Origin of the sequence: Leptospira venezuelensis, from assembly GCF_002150035.1 — a bacterium.
Lineage (GTDB): Bacteria > Spirochaetota > Leptospiria > Leptospirales > Leptospiraceae > Leptospira_B > Leptospira_B venezuelensis.
Genome location: NZ_NETS01000010.1, coordinates 1,773,452 through 1,790,449, shown reverse-complemented (window position 1 = coordinate 1,790,449; position 16,998 = coordinate 1,773,452). Strand labels below are relative to the sequence as shown.

General features: G+C 39.5%; 15 protein-coding genes and 1 tRNA gene. 5 read left to right on the top strand and 11 right to left on the bottom strand.

All coding sequences use genetic code 11. The features are described from left to right. Window positions 1–81 precede the first annotated feature (81 nt). Together B1C82_RS15745 and B1C82_RS15740 are read left to right on the top strand one after the other, a co-directional pair. Window positions 82–486 (top strand): PaaI family thioesterase, encoded by a 405-nt coding sequence (locus tag B1C82_RS15745; RefSeq protein WP_008595600.1) that lies wholly within the window; start codon window positions 82–84, stop codon window positions 484–486. Window positions 487–509: 23 nt separating this feature from the next. Then, a tRNA-Leu gene (locus B1C82_RS15740) sits at window positions 510–593 on the top strand. Window positions 594–596: 3 nt separating this feature from the next. Here the strand turns inward: B1C82_RS15740 and B1C82_RS15735 are convergent. From B1C82_RS15735 to B1C82_RS15695, 9 genes are all read right to left on the bottom strand, one after another. Beyond that, on the bottom strand, window positions 597–1,352 hold the full coding sequence (locus tag B1C82_RS15735; protein ID WP_086448434.1) for a hypothetical protein: 756 nt from the start codon (window positions 1,350–1,352) through the stop codon (window positions 597–599). A gap of 213 nt (window positions 1,353–1,565) precedes the next feature. Further along, window positions 1,566–2,750 carry a multiheme c-type cytochrome gene (locus B1C82_RS15730; RefSeq protein ID WP_106407697.1) on the bottom strand — a complete coding sequence of 395 codons (1,185 nt, stop codon included), beginning with the start codon at window positions 2,748–2,750 and terminating at the stop codon, window positions 1,566–1,568. Continuing rightward, window positions 2,738–4,171 (bottom strand): sulfurtransferase, encoded by a 1,434-nt coding sequence (locus B1C82_RS15725; RefSeq protein ID WP_086448433.1) that lies wholly within the window; start codon window positions 4,169–4,171, stop codon window positions 2,738–2,740. Before B1C82_RS15725 ends, B1C82_RS15730 begins: the two co-directional genes overlap by 13 nt. Before the next feature lie 13 nt (window positions 4,172–4,184). Beyond that, the gene (locus B1C82_RS15720; protein ID WP_086448432.1) at window positions 4,185–5,156 is read right to left on the bottom strand and encodes a hypothetical protein; all 972 of its coding nucleotides are present in this window, start codon (window positions 5,154–5,156) and stop codon (window positions 4,185–4,187) included. Between the two features lie 18 nt (window positions 5,157–5,174). Then, window positions 5,175–5,543, bottom strand: coding sequence for a hypothetical protein (locus B1C82_RS15715; protein ID WP_086448431.1), 369 nt, complete (start codon window positions 5,541–5,543; stop codon window positions 5,175–5,177). Between the two features lie 82 nt (window positions 5,544–5,625). Continuing rightward, entirely contained in the window at window positions 5,626–7,173 is a 1,548-nt protein-coding gene (locus B1C82_RS15710; protein WP_086448430.1) for a sulfurtransferase, read from the bottom strand. A gap of 306 nt (window positions 7,174–7,479) precedes the next feature. Continuing rightward, the gene (locus tag B1C82_RS20850; protein WP_234008407.1) at window positions 7,480–8,574 is read right to left on the bottom strand and encodes a hypothetical protein; all 1,095 of its coding nucleotides are present in this window, start codon (window positions 8,572–8,574) and stop codon (window positions 7,480–7,482) included. Window positions 8,575–8,668: 94 nt separating this feature from the next. Beyond that, the gene (locus tag B1C82_RS15700) at window positions 8,669–9,253 is read right to left on the bottom strand and encodes a helix-turn-helix domain-containing protein (protein ID WP_086448429.1); all 585 of its coding nucleotides are present in this window, start codon (window positions 9,251–9,253) and stop codon (window positions 8,669–8,671) included. Between the two features lie 127 nt (window positions 9,254–9,380). Beyond that, window positions 9,381–10,763, bottom strand: a complete 1,383-nt coding sequence (locus tag B1C82_RS15695; protein ID WP_086448428.1) for an MptA/MptB family glycosyltransferase — start codon at window positions 10,761–10,763, stop codon at window positions 9,381–9,383. Window positions 10,764–10,899: 136 nt separating this feature from the next. Here B1C82_RS15695 and B1C82_RS15690 point away from each other — a divergent pair, with 136 nt between their 5' ends. Genes B1C82_RS15690 through B1C82_RS15680 form a run of 3 tightly spaced genes read left to right on the top strand, consistent with a single transcriptional unit; the run spans window position 10,900 to window position 13,890 of the window. Beyond that, window positions 10,900–11,784 carry a sulfurtransferase gene (locus B1C82_RS15690; protein WP_086448427.1) on the top strand — a complete coding sequence of 295 codons (885 nt, stop codon included), beginning with the start codon at window positions 10,900–10,902 and terminating at the stop codon, window positions 11,782–11,784. 10 nt (window positions 11,785–11,794) lie between these two features. Then, on the top strand, window positions 11,795–13,153 hold the full coding sequence (locus B1C82_RS15685) for a multiheme c-type cytochrome (protein WP_086448426.1): 1,359 nt from the start codon (window positions 11,795–11,797) through the stop codon (window positions 13,151–13,153). A 5-nt stretch (window positions 13,154–13,158) separates the two neighbouring features. Continuing rightward, a complete protein-coding gene (locus tag B1C82_RS15680) occupies window positions 13,159–13,890 on the top strand; it encodes a glycosyltransferase family 2 protein (protein WP_086448425.1) in 732 nt (243 codons plus the stop codon). Window positions 13,891–13,928: 38 nt separating this feature from the next. Here the strand turns inward: B1C82_RS15680 and B1C82_RS15675 are convergent, their stop codons facing one another. Beyond that, entirely contained in the window at window positions 13,929–15,134 is a 1,206-nt protein-coding gene (locus B1C82_RS15675; protein WP_086448424.1) for an EAL domain-containing response regulator, read from the bottom strand. Continuing rightward, window positions 15,131–16,990, bottom strand: a complete 1,860-nt coding sequence (locus tag B1C82_RS15670; protein WP_086448423.1) for a PAS domain S-box protein — start codon at window positions 16,988–16,990, stop codon at window positions 15,131–15,133. Before B1C82_RS15670 ends, B1C82_RS15675 begins: the two co-directional genes overlap by 4 nt. Window positions 16,991–16,998 lie beyond the last annotated feature (8 nt).

Sequence of the window (16,998 nt, the reverse complement as noted above, 5' to 3'; positions counted from 1 at the left end):
AGAACATTACGTCGTTCTTAAACAGCAATCAGTAGCTTTTTCGGATTGACACCATGAATGTTAAGTAATAACTTGACATATATGAAATCAACGGTTCGGGAAAACCTGAGCTTCGGGTCTAGTCCTGACAATCCGGACGGTCTTCAGTTAAAGATCACCTTTGATGAGGACACTAAAACCGCTTACGGCGACTACACGGTTCCTGAAAAGTTCCAAGGGTCTCCGGACGTGATCCATCCCGGAATCATCGCCACTATTTTGGACGAAATCATGGCCAAAATCAACGAGGCGATGAATTTTAAAACAACAACTGGCGAGTTGACGATCCGTTTCTTACAACCTGCACAAGTAAATCAACCTCTGCATTTACGTGGCTGGTTCGTTAAAAAGAACAAAAAAGTGATCGAAAACAGAGCCGAAATTGAGAACGAGATCGGTAAAATCGTTGCCCGCGGTAAGGGCAAATACATCGAACTCGATTCCTGATCCAATAAGGAATTATAAAACCCGCCGATGTGGTGGAATTGGTAGACGCACTGGATTCAAAATCCAGCGAGGGCAACCTCGTGTCGGTTCGACTCCGACCGTCGGCAGGGTTATTTAACTACGGAAGCAATCGCTTCTTCAAACGCATCCTTCTCCACTTGGTCGATCGCCTCTAAAATCAAATCCATTTCTTCGCGAGTCATTCCAGAAAATAATTCTTCTCCTTTTGTGAGAATTCCGGCACCCAACATAATACCTTCTACTTCTTCAGGAGTATAAGTTTTAGGTTTGGATTTCATTGTTTTAACAACTACATCCATGAGTTGTTTAATTTTAGAAAGAAGTTCCTTATCAGAAAGTGTCGCAAATAGTTTTAAGATATCTTTCCTGAATTCATCGGCGTCTTTTTTGGAAACGGAAGCAAGCACCTGATCAAAGTGCGATTTGTTTTGTAGATCCTTCCCTTCTTTTAATAATTCTTTTGCCTTCGAAAACATAATCTCTTCGAATCGGTGAGCCGTTACGTAAGAGTGTAATGCTGCAAATCCAGCTTGGAATGCAGATTTTAAATGGCGACCCAACTTGAATACTGCCATACTCAATGAGCCTAAAAGTCCGAATACTTTTGGGGGAGAATGTACAAATCCGGCTAAAGATTCAAACGCTCCGTCTAATTTCCTTCTGCCCTCGTATTCAGGATATAATAGTTCTAGAAAGTAACGCACAAGAAGATCCACTTTCTCTTCTGAAATAGATGAAAACTTAGGATATTGAGAGAGATTGTTTTTGGAATATCTTCTCTTTAAGGCTTCTCTATAAGCACTTATCAATTTTGGAAATTCTGGTTCTTCTAATAGAGATGCCATACTCAGGGTGAGTTTGGGAAAACTTCGCGGAAAGGGAAATTGTTTTTTATGATTTCGAGCGTGGAATAAAGAGACATTGTAGGAGCTCCTACGTGTGAAGAAGTTTGCCCCGCCCGCTTAGGGTGGGGGCCGGTGCGGTGGTACCCCAAAGGCATTAGCATAAAAATTCATCCTTTGCAAGTTAATTATTTCTCGGTTATGATGTTGGAATTCCTACATTTTCCATTCCAGTCTGGATAGTTCATATTTTGCCGAATTCGCCTCTTCTATAGCTTTTTTTAAATTTGGCAGAACCCAAGGTTTTATATCTTCCCGAAATGTATCTTTGTAATTCCAATTGTCTTGGAACATTCTTTTATAATATTCTTTCGGATCTACTATTACGATAAACTCGACTCGTTTTAGCTTAGAAAATTCTTCCTTGGATAAGTTTATATTAAGAAAAGCTGATTCTCCAGGAGAAAGTCTGGTATCAAAAATCTCTTTTTGCAATTCCAGGTCCAACATCCAGCCAAGAGTTTTTTCTGAAATTTTTCTTTTTCGTCCAGAAACGTATTTTACCCAAACTTCCAAGTATACTTTTGGAACGGAATAGCTTGGGAAAGAATGCCCTACACCCGAGTTTTTCAGTTCTGCAATAATTTCGGCGCCTTCTTCTTTTAACAATACTTGCAAGTTTGTTTGGACTCCCCGCTTTACCATTTCAGGATCAGAGATACCTTTCCATTCATGTTTTCTGTCAGGCATATGGCAGTTCTGGCATTGCACATTAGATCTTGAAAATTCAGATCTTCTCCATTGCCCATACGTATCCATAAGGAACTTTCCGTTTAACTGTTTTGCAGTCTCAGGGGATTGGTGACAGGTCTTACAAAATTCGGATTCTTCGAATTCTTTTTGAGGAATAAAACCTTCATGTGGAATATTTGAATTTTGGAATATTCTATTCTTATTCCCATCTTTTGGATATGGCCCGTACACTTTTCCTTTTCGGAGATGACAACTTGCACATTGTATCCCATTTTCTTCAGAGCCTGGTTTCCAAGAAGAATCGGAGACTTCTCCCCAGCCTAAACGAGAGAGTAATAATGTTTTAGCTTCCGGATTTGGGCCATGGCAGTTCATACAATTTTCGGATCCATGTTTTCCAATCCGAGGCAATTGCCAAAGAAAGCCCGGGCCAACGGCCCGGGAGTGAAGAGTCGACTTCCAGGAAACGAACTGTTGTAAATGGCAGCTCCCGCAAGAGGCCGGGTTCGGATCTACTGTAATCGAGCCTTGGGATTCGAGGGGGAATGCCCAATGCCTCTGGTGAAACCCTTCTTCTTTACAAAATAATAAGAAGAAGGCTGCCGCAATGATTGCGACAAAGAAGAGTGAGGATATTACCCTCCGCAAGGATTTCCTCCTCCACCTCCTCCTGAACTACCGCCTCCTCCGCCACCGGAAGAAGCAGAACCTGAAAGATATTTCTTATCTTGCTTTATGACATCATTTGTACCTTTCGCAAAGCTGCGTTCAGGTGTGAAATAAGTTCCTAAATTAGAAATATTGGATGCGTCTATACCGGATTTTCCCACGTTATACGTAATCGATTCAGTAACTGTAGAACGGTCCGTTCTCCATGCAGATACTGCGCTTAGATTGGACCAATTTCCATTCGTATCGTAAGCGAGAGATCCCCATTCTACCCAAGAACCGTCATAAAATCTGGTGGGATATCCAAGGATCGCAAGAGTTGCAAATCCTGTGATAGAAGATCTTACATTAGTTCTGCAATAGGTAAGGATTGTCTGTCCTTCCGTATATCCGTTCGATGCGAGTAAATTTTGGAGATCCGATTTTGGCAGGAACTCTTTATTTGCATTGATGAAATTCGTGAACCAAATGTTTTTTGCACCCTTAATATGGCCTTCGAAAGAAGTGTAACAACTTGGAGTATCCGCGCATGTATAATTAGAAGGTCCAACAGTGGATCCACTTCCATCATATTCCGTAGGAGCTCTTGCATCTAAGATGAAACTTCCACCTGCAGGTGCAGGAGTGGAGCCTTCAAATGTAGGATTCGTAATACCTTGGACTGCATTAAAAATGTCCGCGAGTGTTGCCTGTAAGATCGTATGATCTCTGTATAAGTTTCCAACAGTGCCAGCTCCGCTAGTTGTAGGAACTGTATAAGAAGATCCACCAGTAAGTTGAGAAGAAGCGATCTTAGTAGAAACCGCTCCATTCAAAACTGCAAGATGAGTTTTTTCCACTCCCCAATAATACAATGTGTACCAGGAACGAAGAGTCATCATCAGATTCCCATCCGAAGGAATATCCTGAGCAAACACGATTAGATCCGTTGCAGGATTCACTCCAAAACGTTTTAAGAATGCATCTATATTCTTCCCTTCCGGAACGATTGTCTCAGTATCGAGTAGACCATTAAATCTAGTCTGACCAAAAAAAGTGTAATCGGTAGAAGTTGCCGTGATCCCATACACTCTCACCCCAGTCTCAGGTCTTATATACGAACCGGAAAGTGTTCCTCCGCTAATCTGAAAGATGATCAATCTTCCACTAATCGCAGCAGGATGATTTGCCGCCCAATTCGATCTCCAAGATTCTAAAGTGGATGCAGTGATCAGTCCATATGTATTATCACTATAATCTTCTTTGGACACTGACAAAAGTTGCGAAGTATTAAAAACTTCTACAGGTCGCAAAAGAGCAAGCTTCTCATAAGGAGTAATATACTCCGGAGCATCGCAGGATCCTAAAAAAGGAATTAGTAATAAACAAACTCCTAAATTTCTAATTTTTAAATGAAACATATTCTCCTCCGATCTATAAGTTAAATGGAAAATTGATCAAGAACCCAAAGGTCCTTAAGATTGCGGTGTTATAGCCGGAATAAGTATGAGAATAGAAGAAGTTATAATAATTTCCGTACTTATCCGTATAACCTAAACTTACTTCCAGGTTATGATAAACTTCCTTTCTTCCCCAGGCCGGTCTTTCGTGTTCGAGATAATAATTATACCAATCCTGCCCAAAAGGAGCGATGGAAGGTGTATCTATTTGGATTAGATTTAGAGGAGGAGTTCCTTTAGGATCTGCGAATGCATATCCTCCCTGACCAATCTGTCCTCTACTTCCTACAATAAAGATAAAAGAATCAAAAAAACGTTTATACAACGCTCCGTAATACAGAACATCATCCGGCACCGGCTTTTCTCTTCTTCGATAACTCCATTCTCCAAGAGCACCTAAGCCCCAGACATTGAAGTCTTTTCCAAGATAGATATTTACTTCTGCGCCGTTTGCTCCGTCACCTAGAGCTTGAGGGTTTCTATCATAATCACCCTTTTTAATCCCGCCAATCCTTACGCTAATTGTTGGAACCCAAATGGAATCATAATCATACTCATCCAGGACCTTATAACGCAAACCCGCTCTGGAATCTATGATCCCATATTTATCAGGCTGTTCTGGAGAAGTTAAAGTCCCGAAGTAACGATTAATCAACTGGGTCCTTCCTAATTTACCAAAACCTGTTTGTAAATCTACGGTAAGACGATCTGTAATCCCATACTCAAAAGCTAAAGCGCCTACATTGATCCGAACATCATCATCATAAGTGGTATGATATTTTCCTACGTATGCGGAATCGTAGACCGAATTCACCGCAGTGGTCCTGACCCATAATTGTCTTTGATAAGGAGCCCAAACCGTTTGGGGAAATAAGTCCCCTAAAAAGAACGGTTGAGCCAAAAATAGAAGGGGAAGAAAAACTCCCTTCTTAATTAAATATTTCATTATATAAAGATTCCCTGATTAATCCTTCTTCTCCTCCAACTTAACGTTGAAGCGGATACTTACGAAAAATTCCAAAGCGGAAATCTGTTCTTCGGACAATTTACCTGCTAAATCTTCTAGGTTAACCCTTCCTTTCTCCGAGTTGGGCAAGGAACCTTGTAGATATTCTAAACGGTTCTTCTGAGACTTTGATTGGTCTTCTTTTTTGGCGTCCAGGGCGACTTCTCCATTATAGATAGCCTTTCCTAGATTAAACTTTTCCCTTTCTTTTCCTCGAAGTGCCTGCCCGGCCACCCCGCCTCCTCCAAATCCACCGGAGGCTAAAATTATATCCAAAGATGAGAAGAATAATGCGCCGATCAGCGCAGAGATGTATAATATTTTCATAAAGCAGTAACTCCCTCTTTTTTATTTTATGTTACAGAATTGAAAGGGCGGAGATATCTCCGCCCCCGTTATATAGCGTAGTTTATTGGTTTTTGTAATTCCAATCCTCTACGAATGCTTGTTTGGTTGTGGTCGCCGATGAATTGATCTGGAAATAATCCACGGTGGATTTTTTCACACCTGTGTTATAGTGAGGTCCATCTCCGGATCCTCTAACACCGGACTCGATCGCTCCTTGAACGTCAGCAGCGAACTTAACTGGAACGGAAGGATAAGAAGAAGCTCCCGCAGTTACATCATCGTTGAAATTCGCAGCAGGGAAGTTTCCAGATAAGAATCCGAAAATACTCCATCCATCTTCTAAGAACACAGAAGGACGTCCTAAGATCAACTGTGTGGAAATTCCACTTGTTTGAGTTCTGGTGTTCGTTCTGCAGTATTGAAGAATGGTTTGACCTTCTTCGTAAGCAGACGCACCTGCGTTAGGTCCACCTGTAGTTCCGTAAGTGTCCCAGATATCCTTAACATCAGCCTTGGACTTGAACTTCACAGTATTGAAAGATCCCGCAGCGGAAGCTCCGTATGCGTAAGTGTTATCCAAAGAAGAACGATCTACTAGATTGTAGTGAGGAACGAATACTGCACCTTTCAAGTGACCTTCGAAAGCAACAGCTCCACCTCCTGACTTAGTAGTTCCAGTGGTGTTCTCTCCACCGTTATACTCTTGCCATCCTGCAGCAGAAGTATACACGCTGATATCGTTGTTATTATTTGCAGTTCTGTTGTCCGAGATAAGAACGGTAGATGAAAGTCCTTTCACACTATGGTGTCCGTTATTCTTAGCAACCTCTATCGTATCTTCAATACTCAACGTAAGAATTCTGTTATCCACATTCTTCAGTTGTTTTACGGAGAAGGTTCCGTTTAAAGGTGGAACGGACTCGTCTGTGTCATTACCCAATTCCGCTTCCGGGAATTGTCCTTTGATACTTCCGTTCAGGATTGCGAGATGTTCGTGAGCCACTCCCCAGTATCTTAATGTATAATGTTGGTGCCCAATCGCTCCGTAGTTGTCTCCGTTACCACTTGCGAATACGATCAAGTCCTTAGTAGGATCGACTCCATAAGTATGGAACCATTCATCTACGTTAGCTCCACTTAAGAGTCCGTTTCCTCCAGAAGTTGCTGTTCCTCCAGGGATCGAGATCAAGCCGTTATATCTAGTCTCTCTAAAAGTTTTCCAAGAATAAACTGCAGTATTGTTTCCTGCAACGGAGACAAAAACTTTCACTCCAGTTGTAGGAAGGATCAAACTTTTGTTAGCATCCGCCCCAACCTTGTTAGCTTGGAAGATCACTAAGTTTCCGGTAATACCTGCAGGCTTATTGTTTGCCCAATTGTTTACCCAGCTTCTTAAAGTTGCAGCAGTGATAAGACCAAATTGGTTATCGTTATAATCGTCCGCAGACTCGATCGATAGATCGGAAGCACTAGCTACTTTTACACTTGATGCTCCACCCCCAAGAGCAGCTAATGCTGCAGCGGAACTGTCAGAAGATCCCTCTCCACAATTCCCGAGTAATCCCAGCGCAATTGCCAGGAGGCTCGAATAAATGAGCGTATTTTTCATTTTGTTCTCCTAAATGCTGGTCCGGTCGGGGTTCCCTCATGTTTATTCCACTGCGGACTCTAAGCACAATGTCGAGAAAAGGCTTCGTTTTTACCAAGGTTATTTCAATATAACGAACATATTATCTAATTAATTGAATAATAAATTAGAATTACGGTGCAATTTATTAAACAAAACAGAATAAACCGTAAAAAATAGGAAACAAAATGACTATGGAAAATGGTTTTTGTAACCGGAAGGACTGTTATTCTCCGCTAAAACGGAATATTCAAAAAGTAAAAATTACCTTTTTATAAAGTGTAGGGCTCAATATATGATACGAGGCCCTAAGTGGATCAGGTTTCCACCCCATTTATAAAATGGATCAAAGAGCAGAAGATATACAAATGCCAGAACCAATCCAGAACTCAAGATCCACTTTTCCTGATTCGAGAAACCTTTTCGAGAACGGATCAGCCAAAGAGCAATCCAGGCTGGATAGAATAAATGGGCAAATACTCTTGTGCTATCTGCAGTAAAGAATGTAATGAAGAAGGCCCCAAAACACACGAGCAGGATCGAAACCTTCTTACGTATCACGTTCTCCAGAAACAGAAATAATAAACCATTCCAGAAAGAAACTAAAGTAAGGAGAAGATGGTTCGTATGCATAAAATACCAGCGAGCGAAACCTATGGACTGAGCAGTATCCAATCTTCTTTCGTTCCATTCGATTCCGTTCAGATAAAAAATCAAATAAGAAGAAATTCTCCCTGCAAATATCCCAAGCAAAAAGACTTTTAGTAGATCTAGATCGATCTCTTTCTTCTCCCAAAAATGTAAAAATAAAACTAAAAAAGAAATCGCTAAGAACTGATAAAAATGGGACCAAGATCCCAAAACAAAAAGGAAGAATAAAACATATAAGATAACTTTCCTTTCTTTGTATTGATCATGCAAATCTAAGAACAAAACAAGTAATATAGACCAAAAGAAAGTAAGATGATCCGGAAATCCGACCCAATTGTTTTGGATTAGATAAACAGGAGAAAGAAGTAAAAAGAAGCCAAGAAAGATCCCAGTAAAATACCCTCTATAATAAGAGGTATAACCGATCAAGACTGCAGAGATAAGATATAATAAAAGTTTACAATACCTTTTAAAATCTTCCGGAGAAAGATCATTTTTAAAAATTCGAAGATGGAGAGGAAATAAGAAAGAATCTGAATCGTATTCGCCGGAAAGATCCGACTTAGAAAGATAATAAAACCCTGAATTGATCACTTGAGATTCAGGAGAAGTTTTGTATAAAAAATAAGATGCTTCCTTTAAGAAAAAAATAGAAATAAGTCCGATGAGTATGGACAAAATTATTCTCTTTCGTTTGTGGAAATAATCTTGGATCTTCTCGAAGGCTTTCATCTAACCAAAGACTTTTTCGTTTAATGAAAAGTCCGGATTATACTCTAAAGACCCTCAAGAATTGCAATTAACAAAACGCAAATTACAATGTATTTCAATCATCAGAAAGAGAAGAGGACCAGATCAGGTAGGAGTCCTTCTCCCCTAAATTTGCAAGTTCTTGCAGATCTTTTCCTAAAAAGGTCATGCTGTCTCCTTCTTGCAGGTCAAACCATTTGCCACCTACTTTCAAACGAAGTGCGCCTGATTGTAGGAACAAATTCTGTCTTTGTTTGGATTGCACTTTCGTAATGAATGTTTTGGCAACTCCTGAGAGAAGTTTAATCTCAAACAGTCTAGTTTGAAATCGAGTTTCTTCATGAAGAAGAGGACGGATCACATACTGATTCTCTTCTACAGAATTTTCACTGGAGTCTTCTTTCCTGTAAATTTTAGGAAATTCCTCTTTAGAAAATTCCATGAGGCTGGATAAAGGCAAACGGATTGCTTTCGAAATTTTCCATAATAACGCTATAGATGGGGCGGCCTTTCCTGATTCCACAAGGCTTAACATTCCTCTGCTTACCTGAGATAATTCTGCAAGCTTTCCAAGAGAGAGACCTAACTCCTGTCTTCTCTTACGAACCAAGGTTCCAATAGATTGGATCAGGCCTCTTTCAATCGGATCGATCGTTGGCATACTCGGTTCCTCACTGGATCGGAATCTTGTTTATTCCAAACAGTTATAATAATAATTCATCCAACTTATTGGAAATACTATCCAAAATAACAATCAAAATTCTTTCAAAGGAGAAAAAAATCTTTTCTTAGCCCAAAAGAGATGGTTTTTCGAGGGAATTGATGCTTTTAGGCGAAAATCGAACCCTATACCAAACGAGAAAAATTGGAAAGAAGGCAAAGCTAACCAAAGCCAAGATCCAATCTGGATGGGCATAATAACCTTTTTCTAATACCAATTTCCAATCTCCTAGATTCGCGTAGTTCAAATAAGATATCTGTCCAAAGAACAAAAACACCCAAGATGGCCAAAAGACTTTGGAATCCTTCAGTAAAAAAGGGGACATCCAAAGTAGATACCATGCATTCACAACAGGAGAGAAGTAGAAGAATAAGAAGAACGAAATCCCGATCTTCTCCTCTTCTCCCAAGCAATAAGAATATCTCTCATTCAAAAAGAATAATATACTTATAATTGTTGGGATAATCCAGAAAACCCGAGCTAAATCTCCGAGTAAGCCATGGAGGATATTATAACCTAAAGGAAAAAATGTAAAACTTCCAATAAATCTAGTTAGGGCCGTAAAATCAGTTTCTTGGGAGAAAAGCAGGAAAGGAGAATACGCTAAAAGAAATCCTAGAACCGCAAAACTCAAATCTATTATCACCTTTTTGAAATCACGCTCATTATTCCAATCTGACTTCAATAAAAAAGGTAAAAGGAATACTCCGAAACCTTTTACAGCCATACTGAGTCCCCAAATAAAAAAGCCTAAACGATACCTAGACTTCTCCGCTAAATAAAAAGAATAAAACAAAAGAAAGAATCCTAGTATATCAGGATGAGAATTTAAGAAGACCTCTTTGATCAGGACCGGATTCCAAAAGTATATTGCAGAAGAACGAATCCCATACTTACTTTTGATCAAAAAGAATAGAAAAATATCCGGAACTAAAAGAAAAAGTTTGAGAGCCCATAGTTTCCAAGGAAATAGAAAATGTATTAGATAAAAGTAAATTTCGAGCACAGGACCGTAAATAGTAGGCCAGTCCGGATGATTGATCCTAGAGAGTAATTCAGTTCTAGTTGGATCCGATTCTCCAAAAAAAGATTCCGGAGTAATCCCATAAGGACTCCCCTTTTCAGAACTGACCCATCCATCCCAAAGATAACGCGCCCAATCATCTTCGAAAATAGGTGTAGAAAAGATCAAAAGAACCCTAAGAAGTAACCCTAAAACAAAACTTACCCTTCCGAAAGTTTCGAAAGTTTTAGAAAGAAATAGAGATACATAGACAATACTTAATCCGCAAAATCCAAGAATGTATATATTTCCGGTTAAACTTCTTTCCTGGTTCCTTACCTCCCAAAAAAGAAAAATGCATAGGTACACAGCTGCGGCCAGAATCCAAATCAGGTTTGCGCGATTTAGGATCTGGCTTCTTCTCTCTTTATTCCTCTCGAATTCCAAGGCCTATCTTTCCTTTAACTGTCAAATACCATTAAAAACATCGGGCTTCCGTCTGTAATATTAAAATTATTCTGCTATATAGGATTTATTGTATTGTTTATTGACGATAATTGATCTCAAACCAAGGTAGGTCCAAATGAAACTCATAATCTCCTTTGCACTAGTTTTTCTAATTTCATCTTCCCTTTTCGCCTCCGAAAAACTTTCAGGAGTCAGAGGATGGTTCATTAGCGCACCCGAAGCATTATTCTTACATGGACAAGGTGCGGTGTTCGTAGATGCAAGAGATGGGATTAGAATTTCCACATTCTCCAAGTCAGTATCATTGGGCTGGCAAGAGATCTCTCAAAAAGAATTTCCTAACCAAGGAAATTTAGTCCAAGCTTCAGATGCAAAGGAACTCCTACGTAAAAAGGGTTTGGATACGAACAAGATCATATTGGTATTCGGAGATCCTACGGGAGGATGGGGAGAAGAAGGCAGAATCGTCTGGTCCTTACGCACATTAGGTTTTTCTAAATCTTTTATCGTGGATGGAGGAGTTAACGCTTTACATAAGGCTTCTAATTCTCCCGTTCCAAACCGTCCAGAAATCCTTTCTAAAATAAATACTTCTCCTTCTGAAAATAAAAATTGGTCGGCAGATTCCAAATTAGTCCAAACAGAACTTTCTGATAGAAAATTCGCTTTTATAGATACCAGAGAAGAAAGAGAATTTTTAGGACAAACTCCTTACGGAGAATCCAGAGGAGGACATCTTCCTGGAGCAAAATGGATCTATTACAAGCAGTTTTTAGATAAAGAAGGATATCTATTGAGTGAGGCTAAAATCACAGCAAAATTATATGAATTAGGGATTTCCAAAGATAAGACTGTGATCTCTTATTGTACTGGAGGGGTTAGATCTGGTTGGATGACATCCGTTCTAGTTTCTTTAGGTTATAACGCAAAAAATTATGCAGGATCTATGTGGGAATGGTCTTCCAAAGGGGAGCAAAACCATCCCCTAGTAACTAGATGATATTTTTATAATGTTCTTAAACAAAAGAAGAAGTTTAATATTAGCGGTCATATCTTTATCTTTGACCGCCAGTTTGTTTTATTGTATATTTACTAAATCGAAAGATAAACCAATCCCTGTGGATGAGGTATTCTCCCAAGCTCCTTGGTCCAAACCTTTACCACATTTACCTCCTCTTACTGCAGTCGGAGAAGTTAGGGCAGAGAATTGCGGAAAATGCCATGTAGAAATTTATGCAGAATGGAAAACATCCACTCATGCAAACGCTCTTTCTGATCTTCAGTTCCAATCTGAACTTTCTAAGTCTTCCTCCCCTCGTTGGCTTTGTTTAAACTGCCATACCCCAATCGCAAACCAGAGAGAAACTCTAGTTAACTACTTAAATAATGGGGATTATAGAACTCCGATCGAAGAACCAAATCCAAACTTCGATCCTAAAATGAAAGCAGAAGGAGTTACATGTGCAGTATGCCATGTTCGTATAGACGAACAAGGAAACTCATATGTATTGGGGGCAAACGGAACTACAAAACCTCCTCATCCAGTGAAAATTGATCCAGAAAAACTGAGGAACAGATGCCTCGACTGTCATAATGCAAATTATGTTTTGGATGACCAATTGGTATGCGCTTTCAAAACGGGAATCGAATTGGAACAAAAGGGAAATTCCCATGGAAAGATTGCATGCGGCTCCTGCCATATGGGAGAATTACAGCGTAAACTGGTCAAACCAGAGCTAAACACTCCGATCAGGACTTCTCATAAACATTCTTTTATTGGCGGAGGAGTTCCGAAAAAATTCGAACTCTATGATAATCAGATTCCTGGAGGATATAGAACCGGCTTAAAAATCGAACCTCTTCAATTAAATAAAAAAGGGAATGATCTGAAATATTCAATTTCCCTTACAAATGAAAAGGCTGCTCATAATATTCCAACCGGAGATCCAGAAAGATTTATACTTTTAAAAATTTCATTATTGGATTCGAAAGGTAAATCTCTATCGACAAAAGAGATCAAGTTCGGACAAGAATGGGAGTGGTATCCTAAGGCAAGACTTGTTGCAGATACTCGTATTCTTCCGGGGGAAACCAAGGTCTGGAAGGATCTATTTACCGGAATCGAAGGCCAATCTAAAATCGTATTCGAAATTTATCATACTCGATTGAAAGAATCCAATGCGGAACATATGAGAAAGAATAGTGAAAATATTCACTCAGATCTTCGCAAAAAGATCTCTAAAATAGAAAATTTTTATCCTTTTTCCAGCATAGTTTATAAAGAAGAAATAGATTTAAACTCGGGAAAGAGTAGGATTTATTCTCCCGAGGAACTTTTCAGGATCTCTAAAAACAGAAGAGGAGAATAGATCTTTTGTCAGCTCCCTGGGCAAATTCCAAATTTCTGATCCCAGCCCTAAATGAAGAGGAAACCTTGCCAAAGGTTTTAGACTCTCTTTTCAGATTTGGGATCTTGCCCGAACAAATTTTAATTCTGGATAACGGATCCAAGGATTCCACTCCGGCGATCGCAATTGATGCAGGAGTGATTTTAGTCCAAGAACCAAAGAAAGGTTATGGAGCCGCATGTTTAGCGGGAATACATTATCTTCAGGAAAGAAAAATTTCTCCTGAGTTTATAGTGTTCATGGATGCAGATGGTTCGGATGATCTCAATAATCTTGAGGATCTATTTTCTGTATTCTCACGAGATCCAAATACAAATTTTGTGATAGGTTCCAGAAATTTAGGATATGCTGAACCAGGTTCGTTATCCTTTTTGCAGAAGTTCGGGAACTGGCTTTCCTGTTTTTTGATCCGCTCTTTTTATGGAGTAAAATTTACTGATCTAGGACCATTTCGTATTTTAAGATGGCGATCCTTGCTTGATTTGGATCTGCAAGATCTTACTTGGGGATGGAATCTAGAAATGCAAATCAAGGCAATCCGAAACGGATTTACGATCCAAGAAGTTCCTGTTCATTATCGAAATAGAAAAGGCGGAAAGTCTAAGATCAGTGGAAATTTGATCGGAAGTTTTAAGGCAGGTACAAAAATACTTTATATTTTCTTTAAGTTAACTTTTTTCGAGAATAGGCCGAAATAAGATTTTTACTCGAGGACATGCTGCCTAGGGTTTTATTGTTAACCGAATTTGGAAAGAATTTCTGGGATTTTTTCGGGATGAACAGGCTTAGAATAATAATATCCCTGGCCCACATCACAACCTGCTTCCTTCATTAATCTTTCTACTTCGGCGGTCTCTATTCCTTCTGCTACAACAGTCATTCCTAACTTATGCCCTAGATCAACAGATGCCTGGCAAATAAACAAAGATTCTCTGTCCCTTGGGGAATCCATAACAAAGGACTTATCTATTTTCATTTCTGTAAAAGGAAACCGATGTAATTGCTTCAATGAAGAATAGCCCGTACCAAAATCATCAATAGATAATCCAATCCCACGTATCCTAAGCCTGGTTAAAATATCCTGAGTAAAACGAATGTTCTCTAAAAAGCCAGTCTCGGTGATCTCCATTTGGAATTGGCTTTGCGGGATACCCTTGTTCTTAATTTTCGCAAGGATCCTTTCTGGAAAGTCCAGTTCTGTCAAAGTTACAGGAGATACATTAACCGCCACACGGAGCTTTCGTCCGTTCGTATGCCAGATTCTTGTCTCATCTAATGCTATATCTATAATTTTCTCAGTCATTAGATTCAAGATAGCGGTTTCTTTTTCCATCAAAGGTAGAAAAGAATCGGGAAATACCAATCCTAGTTTAGGATGGTTCCATCTCACTAAGGCCTCAAAACCTTCTACCCTTCCTGTCTTTAGATCGAATTTAGGTTGATAAAATAATACAAATTGATCAGCGCGAACTGCATCCAGAACTTCTTCCTTTTCGAATGTAGGGCCTGATTTTCCTTGCCCACCAGATTTGGTACGAGAAGAAATATCCGATTCTTTTTCAGCTATTGCAGATAACGTATTTCTAATATCAGAAACTCGAATCGGCTTTTCCATAACAGCAGCAATGTGCAGTCCGTATTCTCCAGCCAATGTTTCCGCGCTATGAAGTGTCCTTCTGTCCGCGCCTGAGATCAATATCACGTCAGGATGAACATCCTTCTCAGACAAGAATCGGATGACATCAACTCCATCCATACCCGGGATCATAAGATCCAGGATCACACAATCGAAACTTGGATCCACTTTATCTAGAAAATCGGGAGCAGTATGCGATAATGAAACCTCAAAACCGCAATCAACTGCGATCTCTCCTAAGATCTTTGCGATCTCTTCTTCATCGTCCAGGATCAGAAGTTTTTTAGAATTTCTTGAATCGGTCATGGAAGAATTTCTCCGATACTACGAACCGCTTCTTTCAATGAGGTCTTGGTATATGGTTTTCGGACCAACGGAACAGTATTAGGAAGTTCTAAACTTTCACCCCGCCCCGAGGAAGTAGCGATTATTTTTCCGGAACCAAATCTTTCCAGTTCTTTTTTTAGATCTATACCCTTAGAATCCACAAGTTGGAGGTCCAACAAAACGAATGAGATCTCTGGATCGCCTGAGAAAAATTTTGCCAATCGTTTCATATCCGAACTCACATGAGGTTCGTAACCCAATTCCCTTAAGTATACACAGGCCAACTCAGCAGTTTCTCGATTTTCTTCCATAACCAAAGTTTTCTTTTTGGTAGGGAGAGCTTGTTCATTTTTATCCTGATTATGCACCGGCAAGAAAATTAGAAAACTGGAGCCATATTCCGGTGCAGTGATAACTTTTAAAAAACCGTTCGATTGTTTTACAAAACCATAAACCATGGTCAATCCCAAACCGGTTCCTTTCCCTCCACCCTTTGTGGAAAAAAACGGATCAAATATACGAGCCTTCGTTATATCGTCCATCCCAGTCCCAGTATCAGTAACGGTGACTAAAAAATAATCCTTTGCTTCCAAACCGAAAATTTTAGGCCCCTTTGTATCTCCATTATGCACAAATCCGGTAGAAATAAATATTTTACCACCTTCAGGCATTGCATCTCTTGCATTCAATGCAAGATTCAGAACCGCATTTTCGAGTCCTGTCTTTTCAATGTCGCAAATCGATATCTCGTCGGAGATCTCATACTCAATTTCAATTTTTTCAGTCTTGATCCGATCCAAAATAGGGATAAAGTCCTTTAATACCCGATTTACGTCGCATGACTCAGGATTCAAGGCCTGCTTTCTAGAAAAAGCAAGAAGCCTTTTGTTGACCTCGACTCCTCTTTGAATTGCGTCTTGCGCAGAACGAACTCTTTTCATTAGATCATCAGAATCTTTCAACTTCATTTCAAGAAGATCTAGATTTGCTAATATTACATTTAATAAATTATTAAAGTCATGCGCCATTCCTCCTGCGAGTTGGCCTACTGCTTCCATTTTTTGGGAATGTCTAATTCTTTCTTCGGTATTTCGTCTTTCTGTAATGTCTCTCTCGATCCCCATCAAGTGAGTAACGATACCATGATCGTTTACGATTGGAAAGATATCCATTTCAATCCAATATTCTCTTCCGTCTTTATCGTAATTAATAACTTCTTCGAAACAAGGTTTGGCTTCTGTGACCGCCTTCCGGATCCGATCCAACGTCGCCCTATCTGTTTTAGGGCCTTGCAGAATTCTAGGAGTTTTTCCTAATACTTCTTCTCTTTTATAACCTGTCAGTCTCTCAAATGCGCTATTTACATATACTATCTTTGGTCCAGGTTCATCGATAGGAGAAGCTTCCGTGATCAAAAAAATATCTTTAGATCTCTCGATACCTATCTTAAGAAGATTTAGATTTTCTACTGTTGACTTAGTTTGTAATACAAGCCGAATAGAACGGTCCAAAAGATCAGAATTCACATTTTCTTTAAGCAAAAGATCTGCAAAATGGATCTTAGAATTTTTAAGGACTTCTCTGCTTTCCTGATTTTCTGCAATTACAATTAAGGAGGGAAGGATCTGGGACTTCTCCAAAAGTTCTAAACTATTTTGAGAACTATATTGAAATAGTATAACGTCAAAAAATTCTGTCTTGGTCCTATTCAAGGCATCCTGAAAGTCCAAGGCTCTTGTACAGCTAGGAGTAAAGGATTCGATGCCTCCTAATAGAGTTCGGATCCAGATATATTCTTCTTCCCTATCTTCTATAATTAAAATACTGGACCGCATCAGGCATT